Consider the following 23,610-nt stretch of genomic DNA (forward strand, 5'->3'; position numbering starts at 1 on the left):
CTCCCTCGCCACAAAAGCAGCCTGAACCAACTTTTACGAGGGTGCATTTATGTCCCAAGAATATGACTACATCATTGTGGGTGCCGGCTCCGCCGGTAATACCCTGGCGACCCGTCTGACTGAAGACGAAGGCGTCACCGTGCTGCTGCTCGAAGCAGGCGGCCCGGACTACCGTTTCGATTTCCGTACGCAAATGCCGGCCGCCCTGGCGTTCCCGCTGCAAGGCCGACGCTACAACTGGGCCTATGAGACCGACCCGGAGCCGCACATGGACGGCCGCCGGATGGAATGCGGTCGCGGCAAGGGCCTGGGTGGCTCGTCGCTGATCAACGGCATGTGCTACATCCGCGGCAACGCGATGGACTATGACAACTGGGCGAAACTGCCAGGTCTGGAAGATTGGGATTACCTCAACTGCCTGCCGTACTTCCGCAAGGCCGAAACCCGCGACATCGGGCCTAACGACTACCACGGTGGCGATGGCCCGGTCAGCGTGACCACGCCCAAGGCCGGCAATAACCCGCTGTTCCACGCCATGGTCGAAGCCGGCGTGCAGGCAGGTTACCCGCGTACCGAAGACTTGAACGGCTACCAGCAGGAAGGCTTCGGTCCGATGGACCGCACCGTCACGCCTAAAGGCCGTCGGGCCAGCACCGCTCGCGGTTACCTGGACACCGCCAAAAAGCGCTCGACCCTGACCATCGTCACCCACGCCCTGACCGACAAAGTGCTGTTTGACGGCAAGCGTGCGGTGGGCGTGCGTTACCTGATCGGCGCCGCCGAAGAGCGCGTTGAAGCCCGCGCCCGCAAGGAAGTGCTGGTGTGCAGCGGCGCCATCGCCTCGCCGCAAATCCTCCAGCGCTCCGGCGTCGGCCCGGCCAAGCTCCTGGAAAGCCTCGACATCCCGGTGGTCCACGACCTGCCGGGCGTCGGCGAAAACCTGCAGGACCACCTCGAGCTGTACCTGCAGTACGCCTGCACCCAACCGGTGTCGCTGTACCCTTCGCTGCTCTGGTACAACCAGCCGGCCATCGGTGCCGAGTGGCTGTTCAACGGCACCGGCATCGGCGCCAGCAACCAGTTCGAAGCGGGCGGTTTTATCCGTACCCGTGAAGAATTCGATTGGCCGAACATCCAGTACCACTTCCTGCCGGTAGCGATTAACTACAACGGCAGCAACGGTGTGAAAGAGCATGGTTTCCAGGCGCACATGGGCTCCATGCGTTCGCCAAGCCGTGGCCGGATCCAGCTCAAGTCGAAGAACCCGCGCGAGTACCCGAGCATCCTCTTCAACTACATGGCCACCGAGCAGGACTGGCAGGAATTCCGCGACGGCATCCGCCTGACCCGGGAAATCATGCAACAGCCTGCACTGGATGCGTTCCGTGGCCGGGAAATCAGCCCGGGCATCGACGTCCAGACCGACGAGCAACTGGATAAATTCATCCGCGAGCACGCCGAAACCGCGTTCCACCCGTCCTGCTCGTGCAAGATGGGCACCGACGAGATGGCCGTGGTCGATGGCGAAGGTCGCGTGCATGGCATGCAGGGCCTGCGGGTGGTCGATGCGTCGATCATGCCGATCATCACCACCGGCAACCTCAACGCGCCGACGATCATGATCGCCGAGAAAATCGCCGACAAGATCCGTGGCCGCCAGCCTCTGCCACGCAGCACCGCTGACTACTACGTAGCGGGCGACGCCCCGGTACGTGGCAAGCCGCTGCGTGACGTGAGCCGCACCGCGCAGTAAAACAGCCTGGCGCCGACCGCAACGGTCGGCGCCATCGCGGTCTCCCCGCTTCCCTCGCCACACCCCATCCAGCCCATTGCACCGACTGCGTCCTTGATCGCAGCCTTGGGCAGCGGCTACAGTTCTGCACCTGTCTCGCCCATCCCCATCGCACCGCGGACATTATCCCGAGCCCACCGTCGCCTGTAGCTAGCGCGGCCGGTTTGCTGGCGATAGGGCCCGCAGCGCGCCGCGCTTCACCAGGAGGTCACCCATGTTCGACTTTCACCCCCAGCTCAAGCAGCGCTTCGCTGCCTTGCGCACGGGCGGCGAATTTTTCTCGCTGCGGTATGTACGTGAATCCGGCCAGCACCTGTCGGTGCGCAAGAACGTGGCCGAACCACCCAGCCTGAGCCGTGATGAAGGCGCCATGCTCACCGTGCGGGTCAACGGCGTCGAAGCCTATGCCGCGACCAACGACCTGTCCCAGGCCGGCCTGCAAGCCGCACTGCAACGGGCCGAACAGCAAGCGCGACTGATCGCCGGGCATGCCCTGCTCGACTTGCGCGAGCAGGCGGTGTCCAGTGACCGCGGCGACTACTTTTCGCCGAACCTCGACCAGCCCTTCCCTTCCCTGAGCGATTGCTACCAGATGCTCGGCGACGAGTCCGCGGCCGTGCCCAAAGACGAGCGCCTGGTCAACTGGCAGGTGAGCATCGGCATCACCCAGGTCGAGCAGATCTACCTCAACAGCGCCGGCGCCGAGTTGCGCCAGGCCCAGCGCTTCGTCTACCCGGGCCTGGATGTGACCGCCTATGACGGCAGCGACAGCCAGACCCGGACCCTGGGCCGCGACAACTTCGGCCAGCAGGGCGGCGCCGATGTCATCAGCCGCTGCGGCCTGCTGGGCGCCGGCGCCCAAGTCGCCGACCAGGCGCTGCAATTGCTGCTGGCGCCCAATACCCCCCAGGGCCCGCGCGACCTGCTGCTGATGCCGGACCAGATGATGCTGCAGATCCACGAGTCCATCGGCCACCCGCTGGAGCTGGACCGGATCCTCGGCGACGAACGCAACTACGCCGGCACCAGCTTCGTCAAAGCCCAGGACTTCGGCAGCCTGCAATACGGTTCGTCGCTGCTCAACGTGACCTTCGACCCGGAGATCCCCGAAGAGCTCGCCAGCTACAGCCACGACGATGACGGCAGCGCCGCCAGCAAGCAGTTTCTGATCCGCGAAGGCTTGCTGCTGCGGCCCCTGGGCGGTGCGCTGTCGCAATTTCGCGCCGGCCTGAAGGGTGTCGCCAACAGCCGTGCCTGTGGCTGGAACCGGGCACCGATCGACCGCATGGCCAACCTCAATATCGAGCCGGGCGAGCAATCCCTGGAACAACTGATCGGTGGGATCGAGCACGGCATCCTGATGTCCACCAACCGCTCCTGGTCGATTGACGATGCGCGCAACAAATTCCAGTTCGGCTGCGAATGGGCGCAGTTGATCGAGAACGGCCAGCTCAAGGGCGTGGTGAAGAACCCCAACTACCGGGGGATCTCCGCGCAGTTCTGGCGCAACCTGAGCGCCGTTGGCGACCGCAGTACCTTCAAGGTGCTGGGCACGCCCAATTGCGGCAAGGGCGAGCCGAACCAGGTGATCCGCGTCGGCCATGCTTCGCCGGCCTGTGTCTTTAGCAACATTGATGTGTTTGGGGGAGATGCCTGATGAGCACCGATATGAGTCAGGCCGAACAGTTCAAGGCCCTGGTCGACTGGCTGCGCGACGCCCTGCGCGAGCCGGAGCAGTTCAGCCTGAGCTACGCCGCCGAGTCCTCGGCGTTCATTCGTTTCAACCACGCCCGGGTACGCCAGGCCGGGCACGTGCAGCAGGCCAGTCTGGAGTTCAAGTTGATCGACCAGGGCCGCCACGCCGACCTCAGCATCACCCTGGCCGGCGACCCGCAAGTGGATTTGCAACGCCTGGCCGAAGGCCTGCAACAACTGCGGGAAACCCTGCCGTTATTGCCCGCAGACCCGTACCTGCTGCTCAACCACAACGGCTGGCACAGTCAGAACGTGCAGGAGCGCCCACTGCCCGACACCGAGCAGGTGGTGGCGGAAATCGGCCGCGCCGCAACGGGCCTGGACCTGGTGGGGTTCTACGCCGCAGGTCCCGTCAGTCGCGGTTTTGCCAGTTCGGCCGGGGCCTTTGGCTGGCACCAGGCCAATAGCTTCAACTTCGACTTCAGCCTGTTCCACGACAACGGCCAGGCGGTAAAGGCCAGCTACGCCGGCGATCTGTGGAACAGCGCCGACTTCGCCAGGCGCTTCGAGCAGGCACGGGAGCAACTGGCGTTTCTCGGGCGGCCGCTGCGCACCCTGGCCCCCGGGCAATACCGCGCATACCTGGCGCCAGCGGCCCTGGAAGAAATCGTCGGCATGCTCAGCTGGGGCGGTTTCTCGGCCCAGGCCATCGCCAGCAAGCACAGCCCGTTGCAGAAGCTCTACGCCAATGAGGCCAGCCTGAGCCCGCTGGTGTGGCTCGACGAACAGGTCAGCGGCTCCTTGAGCCCGGCCTTCTCCGATGAGGGCTACCCGAGCCAGGACGTGACGCTGATCGCCGCGGGCGCCGCCAGCGGCCAACTGACCAGCTCGCGCAGCGCCGCCGAATACGGCCTGACCACCAACGGCGCCAGCGGCGGCGAATACCCCGGCGCATTGAGCATGCGCGGCGGGCAATTGCCGCAGCAGGAGATTCTCAAGCAACTCGGCACCGGCCTGTACATCAGTAACCTGTGGTACCTGAACTACTCTGACCAGCCCGCCGCGCGCCTGACGGGCATGACCCGCTTCGCCACCTTCTGGGTGGAAAACGGCGAGATCCAGGCCCCGGTCAGCACCATGCGTTTCGATGACAGTGTCTACAGTCTGCTGGGCACGCAGCTCGAAGCCCTGACCCAGGAGCGCGAGCTGCTGCTGTCGCCCAGTACCTACGGCCAGCGCCAGACCGCCTCGACGCATCTGCCCGGAGCGCTGATCAATCGCCTGACCCTCACTCTTTGAAAAACAGCTGCAAGCGCTAAGCTTCAAGCGTGTAGCTCAAAGCTTGGCGCTGCTCCTTTAGAGGTCCTATGCCCGAACGCCCGGTTCTAGATGCCACCACCGCCCGCTGGCTGCCTTGGGTGGTGGCCATCGCGTTTTTCATGCAGTCCCTCGACGGGACCATCCTCAATACCGCCCTGCCGGCCATGGCCCGGGACCTGGCGGAAAACCCGTTGCGCATGCAGGGCGTGGTCATTGCCTACATGCTCACGGTGGCGCTGCTGATTCCGGCTTCCGGCTGGATCGCCGACCGCTTCGGCACCAAGAAGATTTTCTTCGGCGCCATCCTGCTGTTCAGCATCGGCTCCCTGCTCTGCGCCATGTCCAACACCTTGAGCCAACTGATCGGCGCCCGGGTGATCCAGGGCCTGGGCGGCGCCCTGATGCTGCCGGTGGGCAGGCTGGTGGTGCTGCGCGCCTACCCGCGTTCGGAGCTGGTGCGGATCATGGGGTTTATCACCATCCCCGGCCTGCTCGGCCCGCTGATCGGCCCGACCATGGGCGGCTGGATGGTGCAGTACATGACGTGGCACTGGATCTTCCTGATCAACCTGCCGGTGGGTGCCATCGGCTGCTACGCGGTGTGGCGGTTTATCCCCGACCTGCGTGGCAGCGAACGCACGCGCTTCGACGGCCTGGGCTTCCTGCTGTTTGGCGCGGCGATGGTGCTGATCACCATTGCCATGGAAGGCCTGGGCGAGCTGCACCTGCCGCACCTGCGGGTGATGTTGCTGCTGTTTGCCGGCCTGGCCTGCCTGGCCGCGTACTGGCTGCGCGCCGGGCATATCGATAACCCGCTGTTTGCGCCTTCGCTGTTCAAGGTGCGGACTTTTGCCGTGGGCATTCTCGGTAACCTGTTCGCGCGCCTGGGCAGCGGCGCCCTGCCGTTCCTGGTGCCGTTGCTGTTGCAGGTGGCCCTGGGTTACTCGCCGTCCCAGGCCGGGATGAGCATGTTGCCCCTGGCCGCCGCGGCCATGCTCGCCAAGTCCGTGGCCCGTCCGTTGATCGAGCGTCTGGGCTACCGCGTGGTCCTCACCGGCAATACCCTGGCCCTGGGGCTGATGCTGGCAAGCATGGGCCTGGTCACCGAGCACACGCCTTATCCGCTGCTGCTGGGGATGCTGGCGGTGCTGGGGGCGATCAACTCGCTGCAATTCACCGCGATGAACACCGTGACCCTGATCGACCTCGACGACGCCTCGGCCAGCAGCGGCAACAGCCTGCTGTCGGTGGTCGCGCAGTTGTCCCTGAGCCTGGGCGTGGCCTGTGCCGGTGCCCTGCTCGGCGGCTTTACCGCCGAAGTCGGCAACGACGGGGTGGATACCGTGCTCGGCGCCTTCCAGCTGACGTTCCTCACCGTGGGCATCATGGCAACGCTGGCCGCGGCCATCTTCCTGCAGCTATCGCCCAAGGACGGCAAGCGCAACAAACCGGTGGAAGAACATATCGAGCATTGATCGGCAAATAGGCGACCCGCTGCACTCGACGCGATATGCCCGACGTACACCGGCGCCCATACCGACCAGCGCAGCCTTCGGCAGCGGCTACAGCCCGTAGCCGCTGCCGAGTAGCGCGAGGCTGCGCTGGCCCTCGCTGACAACGCGATACCTCCTGATGTACACCGGCACGCAGCCTGGCGGCAGCGGCAACGTCAATGGCTGCTCGTCCAGAATTTGCAGGTTCGGCGGGCGAGGCTGCTACACTGCGCGACATTTTGTTTTGCAGGCCAGTCCCGTGACCACCATCGCCACCGCTTTTAATACTTTGCCGCTGTCCGCCGCCATGCTGGCTAACCTCGACTCCCTCGGTTATGCCCAGATGACGCCGATCCAGGCGCAAAGCTTGCCGGTGATCCTCAAGGGGATGGATCTGATCGCCCAGGCCAAGACCGGCAGCGGTAAAACCGCAGCCTTCGGTATCGGCCTGTTGAACCCGATCAACCCGCGTTACTTCGGTTGCCAGGCCCTGGTGCTGTGCCCGACCCGTGAACTGGCCGACCAGGTGGCCAAGGAAATCCGCCGCCTGGCCCGCTCCGAAGACAACATCAAGGTCCTGACCCTGTGCGGCGGCGTGTCCCTCGGCCCGCAGATTGCTTCCCTGGAGCACGGCGCGCACATCATCGTCGGCACCCCGGGTCGCATCTCCCAGCACTTGCGCAAGGGCTCGCTGAAACTAGACGGCCTCAACACCCTGATTCTCGACGAAGCCGACCGCATGCTGGACATGGGCTTCTACGACCCGATCGAAGAAATCATCGCCCACACCCCCGAGCGCCGGCAGACCCTGCTGTTCTCCGCCACCTACCCGGTGGGCATCAAGCAACTGGCCTCCAAGTTCATGCGCGACCCGCAGCAAGTGAAGGCCGAAGCCTTCCATGCTGACAGCCAGATCGAACAGCGCTTCTTCGAGATTTCCCCGGAAGAACGCATGGACGCTGTGGTCAAGGTGCTCAACCACTTCCGCCCGCAGTCCTGCGTGGCCTTCTGCTTCACCAAGCAGCAAGTACAGGAAACCGTCGACCACCTGACGTCCAAGGGCATGTCCGCCGTGGGCCTGCATGGCGACCTGGAACAGCGCGACCGTGACCAGGTACTGGCGATGTTCGCCAACCGCAGTACTTCGGTACTGGTGGCCACCGACGTCGCCGCGCGCGGCCTGGACATCGATGCCCTGGACATGGTGATCAACGTCGAACTGGCGCGGGATTCGGAAATCCATATCCACCGCGTCGGCCGAACCGGTCGGGCTGGCGAGAAAGGCATTGCCATCAGCCTGGTCGCACCGTCCGAGGCCCATCGCGCCCAGGCCATCGAACAGTTGCAGAAGTCCCCGCTGAACTGGGACCAGCTGGACAACCTGCCTTCCCAGGGCGGCGGTCCACTGCTGCCAGCCATGAGCACCCTGTGCATCGGCGCCGGGCGCAAGGACAAAGTGCGCCCGGGCGACATCCTCGGTGCCCTGACCGGCGATGCCGGGATCCCCGGTGCCCAGGTCGGCAAGATCGCGATCTTCGACTTCCAGGCGTATGTGGCGGTCGACCGCACCATCGCCAAACAGGCCCTGCAACGCCTGAACGACGGCAAGATCAAGGGCCGTTCGCTGCGGGTACGGATTCTCTGATCCCGGCCCTCCTGTAAAGGGGGCCTCAAGATGGGAGCTTGCTGTGGCGAGGGAGCTTGCTCCCGCTCGAGCGCGCAGCGCTCGCAAAACCCGCGGCCACAGTTTGACTGACCCGCCGCGCTGCCCAGGCAAGCTCCCGCGCCACACACACGCTGTACTGCTCGACCCCAGCCTTTTAGAGGACACCGTTTTGCGCTCTACCGAAGTCGTGATCATTGGCGCTGGCGCCGCAGGCCTGATGTGCGCCCTGACCGCTGCCGGTCGTGGACGCCAAGTGATGTTGCTCGACCACGCCAACAAGGCGGGCAAGAAAATCCTGATGTCCGGCGGTGGCCGCTGCAATTTCACCAACATGTACACCGAACCTGGCAATTTTCTCTCGCAGAACGCGCACTTCTGCAAATCCGCCCTGGCCCGCTATACCCAGTGGGATTTCATCGCCATGGTGGCCAAGCACGGCGTGCCGTATCACGAGAAAAAACTCGGCCAGTTGTTCTGCGATAACAAGTCCAGCGACATCCTCGGTATGCTGCTCGACGAGTGCGACCAGGCCGGGGTCACGCTGCACCTGGACACCTCCATCGAGCAGATCGAAAAGCTCGAACACGGCTACCTGCTGCAAACCACCCTCGGCCCGTTGCAGTGCACGTCCCTGGTGATCGCCACCGGCGGCCTGTCGATCCCGACCCTGGGTGCCACCGGCTTTGGTTACCAGGTGGCCCGGCAGTTCGGCCACGAGCTGCTGCCGACCCGCGCCGGGCTGGTGCCGTTCACCATCACCGACCAGCTCAAGGAGCTGTGCGGCGAGCTGTCCGGGACCTCGGTGGATTGCCTGGTGAGCTGCAACGAACAGAGCTTTCGCGAGAACATCCTGTTCACCCACCGTGGCCTCAGCGGCCCGGCGATCCTGCAGATCTCGTCCTTCTGGGAACCGGGCGACACCGTGGAAATCAACCTGCTGCCGGACCACGATGCCCTCGACTGGCTGAATCAACAGCAGGCCGAACGCCCCAACAGCGAATTGAAAACCCTGCTCGGCGAAATCTTCACCAAGAAGATGGCCAACCTGCTGGCGGACAACTGGTTCGTCTCCAAGCCGATGAAGCAATACACCCACGCCGAAATCGCCGAGATCGCCGATAAACTGGCGAGCTGGAAACTGGTGCCGGCGGGCACCGAAGGCTACCGCACCGCCGAAGTGACCCTGGGCGGCGTCGACACCCGCGAAGTGTCGTCCAAGACCATGGAATCGCTGAAAAGCCCGGGGCTGTACTTTATCGGCGAAGTACTGGACGTGACCGGCCACCTCGGCGGCTTCAATTTCCAGTGGGCCTGGGCTTCGGGTTACGCGGCCGCGCAGTACGTCTGAGGCGGCGACGCTTGCCTCGGGAGGCGTGAGCGGTACAAGGAAGGAACAGATTTTGCTCCAGGATGTGACGACGCCATTGCGCCGTCGTCAATACTGGCTCAATTTACCCAGATCGCCCCGGAAGGCCCTCCCCACTTCATGTCCTCGACCTCTTTTCGCCACTCCCTGCGCCGTCTTTGGGCACTGGATAAATTCAGCTACAGCGTGCGGGTGTTTATCGCCCTGACCGGCAGCATGGCGCTGTGCTGGTACCAGGACGAGATGGGCTTGCTGATCCCACTGTTCCTGGGGATTATCGCCAGCGCCCTGGCCGAGACCGACGACAGCTGGCAGGGTCGCCTCAACGCCCTGGCCGTGACCTTGGTGTGCTTCAGTGTCGCGGCCTTCTCGGTCGAATTGCTGTTCCCCTACCCCTGGATATTCGTCATCGCCCTGGCGTTGGCCAGCTTCGGTCTGACCATGCTCGGTGCCCTCGGCGAACGTTACGGCGCGATTGCCTCGGCGACCCTGATTCTGTCGGTCTATACCATGATCGGCGTGGATCAGCGCGGCGGCGCGGTCACCGACTTCTGGCACGAACCGGTGCTGCTGGTGGCCGGCGCCGCCTGGTACGGCCTGCTCTCGGTGCTGTGGCAGGCGCTGTTCTCCAACCAGCCGGTGCAACAGAGCCTGGCCCGGCTGTTTCGCGAGCTGGGGTATTACCTGAAGCTCAAATCGTCGCTGTTCGAGCCGATCCGCCAGCTGGACGTCGAAGCCCGGCGCCTGGAACTGGCGCAACAGAACGGCAAGGTGGTGGCTGCACTCAACGCGGCCAAGGAAATAATCCTGCACCGGGTCGGCAATGGCCGGCCGGGGTCCAAGGTCAGTCGCTACCTGAAGCTGTACTTCCTGGCCCAGGACATCCACGAGCGGGCCAGCTCCTCGCACTACCCGTACAACGCCCTGGCCGATGCGTTCTTCCACAGTGACGTATTGTTCCGCTGCCAGCGCCTGCTGCGTCAGCAAGGCAAGGCCTGCCGGGCCCTGGCCGAGTCGATCCAGCTGCGCCAGCCGTTCGTCTACGACGCCAGCTTTGCCGAAGCCCTAAACGACCTGCACGCCTCCCTGGAGCATCTGCGGATCCAGAGCAACCCGGCCTGGCGCGGGTTGCTGCGCTCGCTGCGGGCGCTGGCGGCGAACCTCGGGACCCTGGACCGCTTGCTCAGCGATGCCAGCAACCCCGACGCCCTGGCCGACGCCACCGACAGCAGCCTGCTGGACCGTTCACCGCGCAACCTGAAGGATGTCTGGCTGCGCCTGCGCACCCAGCTGACGCCGACGTCGCTGCTGTTTCGCCATGCCCTGCGCCTGCCGCTGGCGCTGACCATCGGCTACGGCATGGTGCATTTGATTCACCCCTCCCAGGGCTACTGGATCATCCTCACCACGCTTTTCGTGTGCCAGCCGAACTACGGCGCCACGCGGCGCAAGCTCGGCCAGCGGATCATCGGCACCGCCATCGGCCTCACCGTGGCCTGGGCCCTGTTCGATCTGTTCCCGAGCCCGCTGGTGCAGTCGTTGTTCGCGATCGCAGCCGGCGTGGTGTTCTTTATCAACCGCACCACGCGCTACACCCTGGCGACGGCGGCCATCACCCTGATGGTGCTGTTCTGCTTCAACCAGGTCGGCGACGGTTATGGGCTGTTCCTGCCACGCCTGTTCGATACCCTGCTGGGCAGCCTGATCGCCGGCCTCGCGGTATTTCTGTTCCTGCCCGACTGGCAGGGCCGACGCCTGAACAAAGTGCTGGCCAACACCCTGACCTGCAACAGCATCTACTTGCGCCAGATCATGCAGCAGTACGCCGCCGGCAAAAGCGACGATCTGGCCTACCGCCTGGCCCGACGCAACGCCCACAACGCCGATGCGGCGCTGTCCACTACCCTGGCCAATATGCTGATGGAGCCCGGGCACTTCCGTAAGGAAGCGGACGTGGGCTTCCGCTTCCTGGTGCTGTCCCACACCTTGCTCAGCTACCTCTCGGGCCTCGGTGCCCACCGCGAGACCCAGCTGCCGGCCGAAGTCCGGGAACACCTGATCGAAGGCGCCGGGGTCAGCCTGGCAGCCAGCATCGACGAAATCGCCCAGGGCCTGGCCAGCAAAACCCCGATCGCCATCCAGAGCGATGCCGAAGAAGCCCTGGCCAATGAGCTGGAACAGATGCCGGATGAAATCGACGAAGGCCAGCGCCTGGTGCAAAGCCAACTGGCGCTCATATGCCGGCAGCTGGGGCCCCTGCGAACCCTGGCAGTCCACCTCATAAGAGCAGAGTGAAGCAGCGGCAAGCTGCAAGTGGCCCGCGGACTGCTTCCCGCTTGCCGCTGTCCCTCTCCTACATACCGTGTTCGCGCAAGAGCCGGTCGTAACTGCCATCGGCTTTCATCTTGGCGATTTCGCGGTCGAAGCCGGCGACGATCTTGGCGTGGTCCGGGTTTTTCAGGCTGACCAGGATATGCAGGCTGTTTTCGCTCAGGGGCTTGGGCACGAACTCCACGGCATTGCGCACTCGCGGTGATTCCCGGGCCAGGTAATAGCGGGCGACGTACTCGTCTTCCAGGGTCAGTTGAACCCGGTCGGCCGCCAGCATGCGCACCGCCATGGCGAAGTTGTGCACCGGGACTTTCTGCAACAGCGGGTCGTTGTCGAATTCGGGGGCGTAGGCGTAACCGCGAACCACGGCAATCGGGTATTCGTGCAACTGCTTGAGGTCCTGGTATTCCAGCGGAGCGTCCTTGCGCTTGATAAAGCGCACCCGGTTCAGCAGGTACTCGGCGGAAAACTGCCCCAACTGGGTTCGCGCATCGTTGTACCAGGCGTTGACCAGCACGTCGTAGCGGCCCTCGCCCACCCCCATCAGCGCCCGGGCCCAGGGCACCTGTTCGAACTCGCTGGGGTACCCGGCACGGGCCAGGGCGGTGCTGACGATATCCGTGGCCAGCCCGCCATTGACCAGCGTGGCATCGGTAAACGGCGGCCAGACGTCGGCCACCAGGCGCAATTTTTCCGCGGACGCGCTCTGGCCCAGCAACAGCAATCCAATCAAAGCAAACGCTCGATGCAATCGCGGCATGCTCAAAGATCCTTAGCGGGCGCGGAGCCCTGCGTGATTTCGGCGGAACCCGAGGTTCTGCTGGTCACTGCGTGACCACAACCCGGACCTAACATTAGCTCATGGGAGCCAATGCAAAGCGCTCGATTGCAGATTACACAAAGAAGACAGACCCCATCCAAGACAATGATGGCATTTTGATCCACCTCACATAAATCCTCGCCCCCACCGCCCCGCGCAAGACATCCTGGAGAGGGACGCTTAGTATCGCTGCACAGTTTTTGACAGGACGTGAACATGACAATCGATTGGGTCTGCAAACACCACACTGACCTGGGCAAGGAACAGTTGTACGCCATTCTGCAGCTGCGCACCGAGGTGTTCGTGGTCGAGCAGAAATGCGCCTATCAGGAAGTCGATGGCCAGGATCTGGACGGCGACACCTGCCACCTGATGGCCTGGCACAACGACCGCCTGGTGGCCTACCTGCGCCTGCTCGACCCGACGTCCCAGGGCGGCGATGTGGTGATCGGCCGCGTGGTCATCGCGCCCGAGGCCCGCAGCCAGGGCCTGGGCCACACGCTGATGGAGCACGCCCTGATGCAGGCCGAGAAGTACTGGCCCGACACGCCGATCTACCTCTCGGCCCAGGCACATTTGCAGGGCTACTACGGCCGCTACGGCTTCAGCGTGGCGGGCGAGGAGTACGTCGAGGACGGCATCCCCCACATCGGCATGCGCAAGGCTTGAGCCGACGCGGCTTCGGCGGTGTTCAGGGGTAGCCCAGCACCGCCTTGATCTGCGGCAGGTGGCTGGCGATCCAGCCCTTGTCGATCGCGCCCCAGTCCTGGACCTGGTAGCGCCCGGCGTGGTTGCGCGCGCCATCCTGCTGCTCGAACTCGCAGACGATGTCCAGGTCCGCCAGGGCGGCGATGGTGTCCTGGGCGGTGCGCCGGGGCATGCCCGTGGCCTCGGTCAGCGCCGGTACACTGCTGGCCAGCCCGCTGTCGATCAGGTACGCCACGTACAAGCGCCGGTAAAAGCTGCTTTTGGTCTTGCTCACATCCATCGCCTACTCCTTGTTGCTTGGGTTATCCCACCACGTCCGCCTTGCCCTGCAGATCACGCCAGGTGAGGTAGACCCGCAGGTCGAATTCCAGCTGGTGATAGCCCGGCAGCATGTGCTCGCAGAGCTTGTAGAACGCTTTGTTATGGTCCGATTCCTTGAAGTGCGCCAGTTCGTGGACCACGATCATGCGCAGAAACTCCGGGGCGGCCTCCTTGAACAGCGAAGCAATGCGGATTTCCTTCTTGGCCTTGAGCTTGCCGCCCTGTACCCGGGAAATCGCCGTGTGCAGGCCCAGGGCGCGGTGGGTCAGGTCCAGGCGATTATCGAACAGCACCTTGTCCACGGCCGGCGCGTTGCGCAGGTATTCCTGCTTGAGTTCCAGCACATAGCCGTACAGCGCCTTGTCGCTCTGCACCCCATGCTTTTGCGGATAACGCTGGCTCAGGTAGTCGCCCAAGCGCCCCTGGGCGATCAATTGGCGGATTTGTTCCTGAAGAGCGGCCGGGTAGGCCTGGAGGTATTTCAAGGCGGTCATGGGGCGGCAACAGAGTCACGAAAGGTCGCCAGTGTAGCGAATTCAGCCCGGTAACGCGCTCCAGTCGAAGGGCTGGGCAAAGCGCCGGGCGTCACTGGCCATCAGCGGCCGCGCCACCAGGAAGCCCTGCACGTACTGGCAGCCATTGGCTTGCAGCCATTGATATTGCTCGAGGGTTTCCACGCCCTCGGCAATCACCAGCAGCCCGAATTGCTTGCACAAATCGATGGTGCTGCGGGCTATCGCCGCGTCGCGCGGCGAATCCGGCAAGCGCGCGATCAGGTGCCGGTCGAGCTTGAGGGTATCGAGTTCCAGGTCGCGCAGATGGGCCAGGGAACAGACGCCCGAGCCAAAGTCATCCAGCGCCACCCGCACCCCAAGGTGACGCAGCAGACGCAACTGTTTGCGCGTCTCGTCAGGGTTTTGGAGCAGGGCCTCCTCGGTGACTTCGACCTCCAGCTGCCGGGGCTGCAGGCCGTGACGCTCAAGGACCCGGCGCAATTCGGTGACCAGGTTGGGCAAGCCGAACTGCGTGTTGCTCAAGCTGATGGCCAGCACCATGTCCTCGCTGAACAGGCCCTGCCAGCGCCGGCGCTGAGCGGCGCCGCGGTGGTAGATCCAGCTGCCCAGGCGACTGATCAGCCGCGCCTCTTCCAGCAACGGCAGAAACAGCCCCGGCGGGACGTCGCCGACACTCGGGTGCTGCCAGCGCAACAACGCCTCGAACCCACGCAGGCGGCCATCGGCAATCGCCACCTGGGGTTGATACACCAGGTTGAATTCCTTGTGCTTGATGGCGTTGCGCACGCTGTCCTCAAGCATCAGCCGCGAGCGCGCCCGGCCGTTCATTTCATGATCGTAGTAGCGATACTGCTGGCGTCCGGCGCGCTTGGCTTCGTACATGGCGATGTCGGAGGCACGCAGCAGGCCATCGAGATCGGCACCGCAATCGGGGTACGTAGCAATGCCGATGCTGACGCCGAGGACGATATCCAGGCCATCGATCTGCTGACAGATCGACACCCGTTCGATGAGTTTTTCCGCGATCTTTGCTGCCTGCTCTGGCTGCTCCAGGTCCAGCAACGCGGTGAATTCATCCCCCCCCATGCGCGCCAGGATATCGAAAGAGCGCAAGCAGGCTCGCAACTGCTCCGAGACCCAGCGCAGGACCCGGTCACCGGCATCGTGCCCCAGGGAATCGTTGACTCGCTTGAAGCCGTCCAGGTCCAGGTACAGCAGCACCAGGGACTTTTCCGGGCGCTCCTGGCGCAGCAGCAGGTTCTCCACCGTCTGGTAAAACCCCCGGCGGTTGAGCAGGCCAGTCAAGGGATCGGTCACGGCCTGGTATTCCAGTTGCTGGTGCAGATGGCGCACCTCGGACATGTCCAGCACCGTGACCACCATGGCCTTCTGCTCAGTGGACAGCGGCGCGCAGGACAGGGCCACCGAGACCTGCTGCCCCGTGCGGGTACAGAGCGTGGCGTCATGCAGGCGGTAGGTTTCGCCCCGGGCATAGCTGGCGTAGAACTCGGAGTCGCGCCAGACCGGCATCTGCGGCTTTTGCACAAAACTGAGCAGCGCATTGCCTTCCAGGCTGTTGTCCTGGAACTCGAGCAAACGCGAAATCGCCGGGTTGGCAAACTCGATAAGCCCGCCCTCGCCCACCACCAGGATGCCTTCGGCGGCATTGGCCAGCACCGAGGCGTTGAACGCCCGGGCGGCTTCCAGCTCGTGGCTCAGGCGCTGCAAGGCACGGCGATTGCGCTGCTGTTCCAGCAGAGTCTGCACCTTGGGCTTGAGGATTTGCGGATCGAAAGGCTTGAACAGGTAATCCACGGCGCCGCTGGCGTAGCCCTTGATCACCGCGTCCTGGGATTGTTCGTTGGCGGTCAGGAAGATGATCGGAGTCAGACGTGTCCGCTGGCTGCCACGCATCAGTCGCGCAACTTCGAAGCCGTCCATCCCGGGCATCTGCACATCCAGCAGCACCAGGTCGACTTCGTGTTCAAGCAGCAGGTTGAGGGCCTCGATACCGGATGCGGCCGTCATGACCTGCCAGTCCTGGCGCTGCAGCAGCGCCCGCATGCTGATCAGATTCTCGGGGTAGTCATCAACGATCAAAAGGACTGAGCTGCCGTCACCTGGCTTGGGTTGCGCGCATTCCATGCTGCTTCTCTTGTGTGCGTAAGGCCGGAAACCGAAGAAAACCGGACAAAAACTGAGTCTTCACTCTAGACCCGGATCCGGCAAAGCAGAAGCTGTCAAAAGGACATCACCGTGCCAAAGCAGCGGGCACCCGACTAACGGTCACCCGCGAAAGCCCCGTATCAAGGGAAAAAACGCCCCAGGACAAAGGCTTGACGTCAAGCATCCGCCAGACGGGCGTTAACCGCGATGCCTTCTACGCTATAAAGACCACCCCTGAAAAACCGCAGGCTAAAGCCTTGCGTGCCTGCCCCTGCCTCAACCGTGGAAACCCCCGACCATGATCGACCTGGCAACCTGGAACCTCAGCGTTCCCGTCGGCAACCCGCCGGCCACCATCGACACACCACGACTGGTGAGTGGTTTCAAGGATCAGTACTTCCACTCCAACACCGGCACCCTGTTCTTCTGGTCCCCCGTGACCGGCTCCAAGACCGAGAACGCCATCTACCCGCGCACCGAACTGCGCGAGACCTACTCCAACGGCACCCTGCGTAACTGGACCTACCCCGACGCCGACAACCTGCTGTACGCGACCCTGGCGGTGAACCAGGTGCCTTCCTCGGGCAAGATCGTCATCGGCCAGATCCACGCCTACAACAGCACCAAGCCGCTGGTGAAGGTCGAGTACCAGTACAAGACCAGCAAGCTGAGCGGCAATATCGTGGCCAAGGTGCGCATGCGTCCGGACGACAAGGAAGGCCGGGTCATCACCATCGCCGAGAACGTCAAGCTGGACCGCGAGTTCTCCTACCTGATCCACCTCAGTCGCAGCGGCACGCTGAGCATCAGCGCCGCCGGCTACCAGTGGGACAACAAGATCAGCGCCACCTGGCGCGACAAGCCGCTGTACTTCAAGGCCGGGGTCTATGTGCAGGACAACACCGGCTACACCAGCGAAGGCGGCAAGGTGACCTTCTACAAGCTGGACATCGACCACAACAAAGGCTGAAACCGACCCACAAAAAAGCCCGCATCGCTGCGGGCTTTTTCAGTACAACGCCGGGGCTTAGTTGACCTTGGCGTTCAGCTCACCCTTGAGGTAACGCTGGAACATGGCTTCCAGGGAAACCGGCTTGATCTTCGAAGCATTGCCGGCGGTGCCGAAGGCTTCGTAACGGGCGATGCACACGTCGCGCATGGCGGTCACGGTAGCGCCGAAGAATTTGCGCGGGTCGAACTCGCTCGGGTTGGTGGCCATCAGGCGACGCATCGCACCGGTGGACGCCAGGCGCAGGTCGGTGTCGATGTTGACCTTGCGCACGCCGTGCTTGATGCCTTCAACGATTTCTTCAACCGGCACGCCGTAGGTTTCTTTGATGTCGCCGCCGTACTGGTTGATGATTGCCAGCCACTCTTGCGGTACCGAAGACGAACCGTGCATCACCAGGTGAGTGTTGGGAATGCGCTTGTGGATCTCTTTGATGCGGTCGATGGCCAGCACGTCGCCGGTAGGCGGCTTGGTGAACTTGTAGGCGCCGTGGCTGGTGCCGATGGCGATGGCCAGGGCATCGACCTGGGTGCGCTTGACGAAGTCGGCGGCTTCTTCCGGGTCGGTCAGCATCTGGCTGTGATCCAGCACGCCTTCAGCGCCGATACCGTCTTCTTCACCGGCCATGCCGGTTTCCAGGGAACCCAGGCAGCCCAGCTCGCCTTCTACCGACACGCCGCAGGCGTGAGCCATGGCCACGGTTTGCTGGGTCACGCGCACGTTGTAGTCGTAGTCGGTCGGGGTCTTGCCGTCTTCGCCCAGGGAGCCGTCCATCATGACCGAGCTGAAGCCCAGCTGGATGGAGCGCTGGCAGACGTCAGGGCTGGTGCCGTGGTCCTGGTGCATGCACACCGGGATGTGCGGGAATTCTTCGATCGCGGCGAGGATCAGGTGGCGCAGGAAAGGCGCACCGGCGTATTTGCGGGCACCGGCCGAAGCCTGGACGATCACCGGGGAGTCAGTCTTGTCAGCGGCTTCCATGATGGCGCGCATCTGCTCAAGGTTGTTGACGTTGAAAGCTGGAACGCCGTAGCCGAATTCGGCTGCGTGGTCCAGCATCTGGCGCATGCTGATGAGTGCCATTGTGTGTGTCTCTCCCGATCGAGGGTCGTTAATCGTGCAAGCCTGCCGTAGCGGCGGCTGCTATTCAAGTTATTGCAGATCGGGGGTCAGCCCGCCCTGCCTGATTCAAGTAAAACGCTGTTTCGTGTCCTGCCAACCCCTGTAGCGAGCGAGCCTGTCGGCTCGGCCGTCGCCACCGGGGCCGGTTTTATTGAGCCTTGCAGCCGCGGCCGATCAGATCGTTGGTGGCGACCCAGTAAACCAGGCCTTCCTCACCTTTTTCGTGAAACGCCAGCATCTCATTGCTGTACAGCGCGCCCGAGGCGCCCGGTTCCAGCTTCAGGCGGTAGACCTGATCGGCCCCGCCCAGGCGCACATCGACTTCCTTGCGGCTGCTGTCGGTGTAGCGCCAGACCACTTGTGCCTGGCTGTCGCAGACCCAGGTGGTCCAGGTGTCGGCGGGTGGCGACTTGAACAGATCCAGGTTGGCGCAACCTGCCAGCAATGCCAGCGCCGCCACGGCGATAAAGCCTTTCATCGGTGTTCCTCGGCAGGCGGCAGCAGGCCGCCAGCACAGCGCGTAATCAATGAGACCCGTCAAGGACAACCATGTTCCTTGGTCCGGGACGGGGTTTCGTATTTGTCCAGGCCATCAGGGCCCAGACGCTTGTTAATCACCGGCGCCGTCTCGGCCTGCCAATCGGCCTGGTAGCAGCCGTTGTCCGGCGCCCCTGGCTCGACCGCAGGTTTGGCCTCGGGGGTGCTGGAACACCCCACCAGCAACCCGACGCCGATCAACAGCATTAACGTCTTGACCATGTGAACACTCCTTTGCCTGGCCAATGGGGCTTCAGCCCTTGGCCCGTGCTTCCAGGACTTCCACGGCTGGCAGCACCTTGCCTTCGACGAACTCGAGGAACGCGCCGCCGCCGGTAGAAATGTAGGAGATTTGTTCGGCCACACCATATTTATCGATGGCCGCCAGGGTGTCGCCACCACCGGCAATGGAGAATGCCGAGCTGTCGGCGATGGCCTGGGCCAGCACCTTGGTGCCGTTACCGAACTGGTCGAACTCGAACACGCCGACCGGACCGTTCCAGAGGATGGTCTTGGACGACTTCAGCAGCTCGGCGAAATGCGCGGCGGTTTGCGGGCCAATGTCGAGGATCATGTCGTCGGCCGCCACATCGGCGATCAGCTTGACCGTGGCTTCGGCGCTTTCGGCGAATTCCTTGGCCACCACCACGTCGACCGGCAGCGGGACGCTGACCTTGGCCGCGATGTCACGGGCGGTGTCCAACAGGTCCGGCTCGTACAGCGACTTGCCGACCGGGTGACCGGCAGCCGCGAGGAAAGTGTTGGCAATACCGCCGCCGACGATCAGTTGATTGCAGATCTGGCTCAGGCTGTTGAGCACGTCAAGCTTGGTCGACACCTTGGAACCGGCAACGATGGCCGCCATCGGTTGTGCCGGGGCGCCCAGGGCCTTGCCCAGTGCATCCAGCTCAGCGGCCAGCAACGGACCGGCCGCAGCGACCTTGGCGAACTTGGCCACGCCATGGGTCGAGCCCTCGGCACGGTGGGCAGTGCCGAAAGCGTCCATCACGAACACGTCGCACAGCGCAGCGTATTGCTGGGCCAGTTCGTCGGCGTTCTTTTTCTCGCCCTTGTTGAAGCGCACGTTTTCGAACAACACGATGTCACCGGCCTTGACCTCGACACCGTTCAGGTAATCGGCCACCAGCGGCACCTCACGGCCCAGGGCCTTGCTCAGGTAGTCGGCGACGGGCTTGAGGCTGTTCTCGGCCGAGAACTCGCCTTCGGTCGGACGGCCCAGGTGCGAGCAGACCATCACTGCCGCGCCTTTTTCCAGGGCCAGCTTGATGGTCGGCAGCGAGGCCAGGATTCGCGCATCGCTGGTGACAACACCGTCCTTGACTGGGACGTTGAGGTCTTCACGGATCAGTACGCGCTTACCTTGCAGATCGAGGTCGGTCATCTTCAACACGGTCATGGGTCGCAATTCCTGGGTTACTGCTGTTGAGAAGCAGGGAGTAGAGGGGCAGAAAGTGGAGCAGCTGTTTGCAGATAATGTCCTGCAACGTCCAGCATTCGGTTGGCAAACCCCCATTCGTTGTCGAACCAGGCCAGGATGTTCACCAGCCGGGGGCCGGAAACACGGGTCTGACTGGCGTCGACGATCGCCGAATGCGGGTCGTGGTTGAAATCACAGCTGGCGTGCGGCAGCTCGGTGTAGGCCAGCAAACCCTTGAGCGGGCCGCTGGTGGCGGCCTCGCGCAGGATCCGGTTGACCTCGCCGGCATCGGTATCACTCACGGTTTGCAGGGTGATATCGAGGCACGACACGTTCACCGTCGGCACGCGCACTGCTTTGGCCTGAATTCGCCCGGCAAGTTCCGGCAGCAGCCGCTCGATGCCTCGGGCCAGACCGGTGGACACCGGGATCACCGACTGGAACGCCGAACGGGTACGGCGCAGGTCTTCGTGGTGATAGGCGTCGATCACCGGCTGATCGTTCATCGCCGAGTGAATGGTGGTGATCGATACGTACTCCAGGCCGATCGCCTGATCCAGCAGGCGCAACAGCGGAACGCCGCAGTTGGTGGTGCAGGAGGCGTTGGATACCAGCAGCTCGCGGCCGGTCAGGCAATCCTGGTTGACGCCGTAGACGATGGTGGCGTCGACATCCGACTCACTGGCCATCGGCTGGGAAAACAGCACCCGCGGCGCACCGGCATCGAGGAAGCGCTGGCCATCGGCCCGGGTGTGGTAAGCGCCGGAGCACTCCAGCACCAGATCGACGCCCAGGGACGCCCAATCGATGCCTTCGGGGGTAGCACTGCGCAAGACTTTCACGCAGTTGCCATTAATATGCAGACAATCGCCATCGATCTTCACCTCGCCGGGGAACCGGCCATGGGTGGAGTCGAAGCGTGTCAGGTATTCGATGCTGGCCATGTCGGCCAGGTCGTTGATTGCAACAATTTCGAACCCGGCCGCGGCCCCTCGCTCGAACAGAGCACGCAAGACGCAACGACCAATCCGGCCGTAGCCGTTGAGTGCAACTTTGTAGGGACGCGGTTGAGGCATGGGGTTCTCAATCAGGTACAGGTAGACACACGGGTTATGCGCAACCCCTTGTAGGAGCACGCTTGCGTGGCGAGGGAGCTTGCTCCCGCTGGAGCGCGCAGCGCTCCCAGACCGGTTGCCGAGGTGTATCTGATACCTCTCGACAGGTCGGTTTGGGGCCGCTTCGTAGCTCAGCGGGAGCAAGCTCCCTCGCCACTACAAGCTCGCTCCTACACAGAGGAGCGGTGCGTTTTAGTCTTCCAGCAGTTCTTCAGCCTGACCCAGGATGTTTTCCAGGGTGAAGCCGAACTCTTCGAACAAGGCTGGCGCAGGCGCCGACTCGCCGTAGGTGGTCATGCCGATCACGCGGCCTTCCAGGCCCACGTACTTGTACCAGTAGTCCGCGTGAGCGGCCTCGATGGCGATACGGGCACTGACCTGCAACGGCAGGACCGATTGCTTGTAGCCGGCGTCCTGGGCATCGAACACGCTGGTGCATGGCATGGAAACCACACGCACCTTGCGGCCCTGCTCGGTCAGCTTGTCGAACGCCTGAACCGCCAGGCCCACTTCCGAACCGGTGGAGATCAGGATCAGCTCAGGCTCGCCTGCGCAGTCCTTCAACACGTAGCCGCCACGGGCGATATCAGCGATCTGGCCGGCATCGCGGGTTTGGTGCTGCAGGTTCTGACGGGAGAAGATCAGCGCCGAAGGGCCGTCCTTGCGCTCGATGGCCAGCTTCCAGCAGACGGCCGATTCCACGGCATCGGCTGGACGCCAGGTGTCGAGGTTCGGGGTGCTGCGCAGGCTGGTCAGTTGCTCGACCGGCTGGTGAGTCGGGCCGTCTTCGCCCAGGCCGATGGAGTCGTGGGTGTAGACGAACACCACGCGCTTCTTCATCAAGGACGCCATGCGCACCGCGTTGCGGGCGTATTCCATGAACATCAGGAAGGTCGCGCCGTAAGGCACCAGGCCGCCGTGCAGGGACACGCCGTTCATGATCGCGCTCATGCCGAACTCGCGAACGCCGTAGTACATGTAGTTGCCGCTGGCATCTTCCGCCGACACGCCTTTGCAGCCTTTCCACAGGGTCAGGTTGGAACCGGCCAGGTCAGCGGAGCCGCCCAGCAGTTCAGGCAGCAGTGGGCCGTAGGCATTCAGGGCGTTCTGGCTGGCCTTGCGGCTGGCAATGGTTTCGCCCTTGGCCGCGACTTCGGCGATATAGGCCGAGGCCTTTTCGGCGAAATCGGCAGGCAATTCACCGGCCAGGCGACGGACCAGCTCGTTGGCCAGCTCAGGGAAGGCGGCGGAGTAGGCCGCGAAGCGCTGATCCCACTCGGCTTCCACCGCGCGGCCGGCTTCCTTGGCGTCCCACTCGGCGTAGATATCGGCCGGGATTTCGAACGGAGCGTAGTTCCAGTTCAGCGCCTTGCGGGTCAGGGCGATTTCCGCGTCACCCAATGGGGCGCCGTGGCAGTCTTCCTTGCCTTGCTTGTTCGGCGAGCCGAAACCGATGGTGGTCTTGCAGCAGATCAGGGTCGGCTGCTCGCTTTTGCGCGCGGTCTCGATGGCGATCTTCAGTTCTTCAGGATCATGACCGTCGACGTTGCGGATCACCTGCCAGTTGTAGGCTTCGAAACGCTTCGGGGTGTCATCGGTAAACCAGCCTTCGACTTCGCCGTCGATGGAGATGCCGTTGTCATCGTAGAAGGCAATCAGCTTGCCCAGGCCCAAGGTACCGGCCAGGGAGCCCACTTCGTGGGAAATGCCTTCCATCATGCAGCCATCACCCAGGAACACGTAGGTGTGGTGATCAACAACGTTGTGCCCCGGACGGTTGAACTGCGCCGCCAGGACTTTCTCTGCGAGGGCGAAACCCACGGCGTTGGCCAGGCCCTGGCCCAACGGACCGGTGGTTGTTTCAACACCCGGGGTGTAGCCGAATTCCGGGTGACCCGGGGTGCGGCTGTGCAGTTGGCGGAAGTTTTTCAGATCTTCGATCGACAGGTCATAGCCGGTCAGGTGCAGCAGCGAGTAGATCAACATCGAGCCGTGGCCGTTGGACAGCACGAAGCGGTCACGGTCGGCGAAAGCCGGATTACTCGGGTTGTGCTTCAGGTAGTCACGCCAGAGTACCTCGGCGATATCCGCCATACCCATCGGGGCACCGGGATGGCCGCTGTTGGCTTTTTGCACGGCATCCATGCTGAGGGCACGAATGGCGTTGGCACGCTCACGACGGCTGGGCATCGCTGA

The 23,610-nt window shown here is 63.5% G+C and carries 19 protein-coding genes; 9 read left to right on the plus strand and 10 right to left on the minus strand.

What is annotated here, in order from left to right; all coding sequences use genetic code 11:
* The first annotated feature begins 49 nt into the window (after positions 1-49).
* The 7 genes from betA (at position 50) to yccS (ending at position 11,627) form a co-directional block, all read left to right on the plus strand.
* Entirely contained in the window at positions 50-1,753 is a 1,704-nt protein-coding gene (betA, locus tag AC19YX_RS13840; RefSeq protein ID WP_500606466.1) for a choline dehydrogenase, read from the plus strand.
* Positions 1,754-2,006: 253 nt separating this feature from the next.
* Positions 2,007-3,449: a TldD/PmbA family protein gene (locus AC19YX_RS13845; protein WP_500606467.1), complete on the plus strand. Its 1,443-nt coding sequence runs from the start codon at positions 2,007-2,009 to the stop codon at positions 3,447-3,449.
* The gene (locus AC19YX_RS13850) at positions 3,449-4,786 is read left to right on the plus strand and encodes a TldD/PmbA family protein (protein ID WP_201128374.1); all 1,338 of its coding nucleotides are present in this window, start codon (positions 3,449-3,451) and stop codon (positions 4,784-4,786) included. Before AC19YX_RS13845 ends, AC19YX_RS13850 begins: the two co-directional genes overlap by 1 nt.
* A 68-nt stretch (positions 4,787-4,854) precedes the next feature.
* Positions 4,855-6,282: a multidrug transporter subunit MdtD gene (gene mdtD, locus AC19YX_RS13855; protein WP_500606468.1), complete on the plus strand. Its 1,428-nt coding sequence runs from the start codon at positions 4,855-4,857 to the stop codon at positions 6,280-6,282.
* 325 nt (positions 6,283-6,607) lie between these two features.
* Positions 6,608-7,945 (plus strand): ATP-dependent RNA helicase DbpA, encoded by a 1,338-nt coding sequence (dbpA, locus tag AC19YX_RS13860; protein ID WP_238596211.1) that lies wholly within the window; start codon positions 6,608-6,610, stop codon positions 7,943-7,945.
* A gap of 190 nt (positions 7,946-8,135) precedes the next feature.
* Positions 8,136-9,314: a BaiN/RdsA family NAD(P)/FAD-dependent oxidoreductase gene (locus AC19YX_RS13865; RefSeq protein ID WP_500606469.1), complete on the plus strand. Its 1,179-nt coding sequence runs from the start codon at positions 8,136-8,138 to the stop codon at positions 9,312-9,314.
* Between the two features lie 138 nt (positions 9,315-9,452).
* Positions 9,453-11,627 carry a YccS family putative transporter gene (gene yccS, locus AC19YX_RS13870; protein ID WP_078472761.1) on the plus strand — a complete coding sequence of 725 codons (2,175 nt, stop codon included), beginning with the start codon at positions 9,453-9,455 and terminating at the stop codon, positions 11,625-11,627.
* Positions 11,628-11,685: 58 nt separating this feature from the next.
* On the opposite strand, the gene AC19YX_RS13875 is transcribed toward yccS, so the two are convergent.
* Positions 11,686-12,423: a substrate-binding periplasmic protein gene (locus AC19YX_RS13875; RefSeq protein ID WP_078472760.1), complete on the minus strand. Its 738-nt coding sequence runs from the start codon at positions 12,421-12,423 to the stop codon at positions 11,686-11,688.
* 276 nt (positions 12,424-12,699) lie between these two features.
* Between AC19YX_RS13875 and AC19YX_RS13880 the strand changes: the two genes are divergently transcribed.
* Complete coding sequence (locus tag AC19YX_RS13880) at positions 12,700-13,152, plus strand: GNAT family N-acetyltransferase (RefSeq protein ID WP_500606470.1); 453 nt, start codon at positions 12,700-12,702, stop codon at positions 13,150-13,152.
* Between the two features lie 22 nt (positions 13,153-13,174).
* Here the strand turns inward: AC19YX_RS13880 and AC19YX_RS13885 are convergent, their stop codons facing one another.
* The 3 genes from AC19YX_RS13885 to AC19YX_RS13895 are packed head-to-tail and all read right to left on the minus strand — an operon-like array spanning position 13,175 to position 16,172.
* A complete protein-coding gene (locus tag AC19YX_RS13885) occupies positions 13,175-13,471 on the minus strand; it encodes a winged helix-turn-helix domain-containing protein (RefSeq protein WP_020295336.1) in 297 nt (98 codons plus the stop codon).
* Between the two features lie 22 nt (positions 13,472-13,493).
* A complete protein-coding gene (locus AC19YX_RS13890) occupies positions 13,494-14,006 on the minus strand; it encodes a M48 metallopeptidase family protein (protein ID WP_020295335.1) in 513 nt (170 codons plus the stop codon).
* A 42-nt stretch (positions 14,007-14,048) separates the two neighbouring features.
* A complete protein-coding gene (locus AC19YX_RS13895; protein ID WP_078472758.1) occupies positions 14,049-16,172 on the minus strand; it encodes a putative bifunctional diguanylate cyclase/phosphodiesterase in 2,124 nt (707 codons plus the stop codon).
* A gap of 319 nt (positions 16,173-16,491) precedes the next feature.
* Between AC19YX_RS13895 and AC19YX_RS13900 the strand changes: the two genes are divergently transcribed.
* A complete protein-coding gene (locus AC19YX_RS13900) occupies positions 16,492-17,163 on the plus strand; it encodes a polysaccharide lyase family 7 protein (RefSeq protein WP_020295333.1) in 672 nt (223 codons plus the stop codon).
* Between the two features lie 57 nt (positions 17,164-17,220).
* On the opposite strand, the gene fba is transcribed toward AC19YX_RS13900, so the two are convergent.
* The 6 genes from fba to tkt form a co-directional block, all read right to left on the minus strand.
* The gene (gene fba, locus AC19YX_RS13905; protein WP_020295332.1) at positions 17,221-18,285 is read right to left on the minus strand and encodes a class II fructose-bisphosphate aldolase; all 1,065 of its coding nucleotides are present in this window, start codon (positions 18,283-18,285) and stop codon (positions 17,221-17,223) included.
* Between the two features lie 187 nt (positions 18,286-18,472).
* Positions 18,473-18,802 (minus strand): MliC family protein, encoded by a 330-nt coding sequence (locus AC19YX_RS13910; RefSeq protein WP_020295331.1) that lies wholly within the window; start codon positions 18,800-18,802, stop codon positions 18,473-18,475.
* A gap of 59 nt (positions 18,803-18,861) precedes the next feature.
* Complete coding sequence (locus tag AC19YX_RS13915) at positions 18,862-19,083, minus strand: hypothetical protein (protein WP_078472756.1); 222 nt, start codon at positions 19,081-19,083, stop codon at positions 18,862-18,864.
* 31 nt (positions 19,084-19,114) lie between these two features.
* Positions 19,115-20,278, minus strand: a complete 1,164-nt coding sequence (locus tag AC19YX_RS13920) for a phosphoglycerate kinase (RefSeq protein ID WP_078472755.1) — start codon at positions 20,276-20,278, stop codon at positions 19,115-19,117.
* Positions 20,279-20,295: 17 nt separating this feature from the next.
* Entirely contained in the window at positions 20,296-21,375 is a 1,080-nt protein-coding gene (epd, locus tag AC19YX_RS13925) for an erythrose-4-phosphate dehydrogenase (RefSeq protein WP_201128380.1), read from the minus strand.
* Positions 21,376-21,606: 231 nt separating this feature from the next.
* A complete protein-coding gene (gene tkt / locus AC19YX_RS13930; protein ID WP_078472753.1) occupies positions 21,607-23,604 on the minus strand; it encodes a transketolase in 1,998 nt (665 codons plus the stop codon).
* Between the last annotated feature and the right edge of the window lie 6 nt (positions 23,605-23,610).

Source organism: Pseudomonas sp. MF09150, assembly GCF_059862355.1.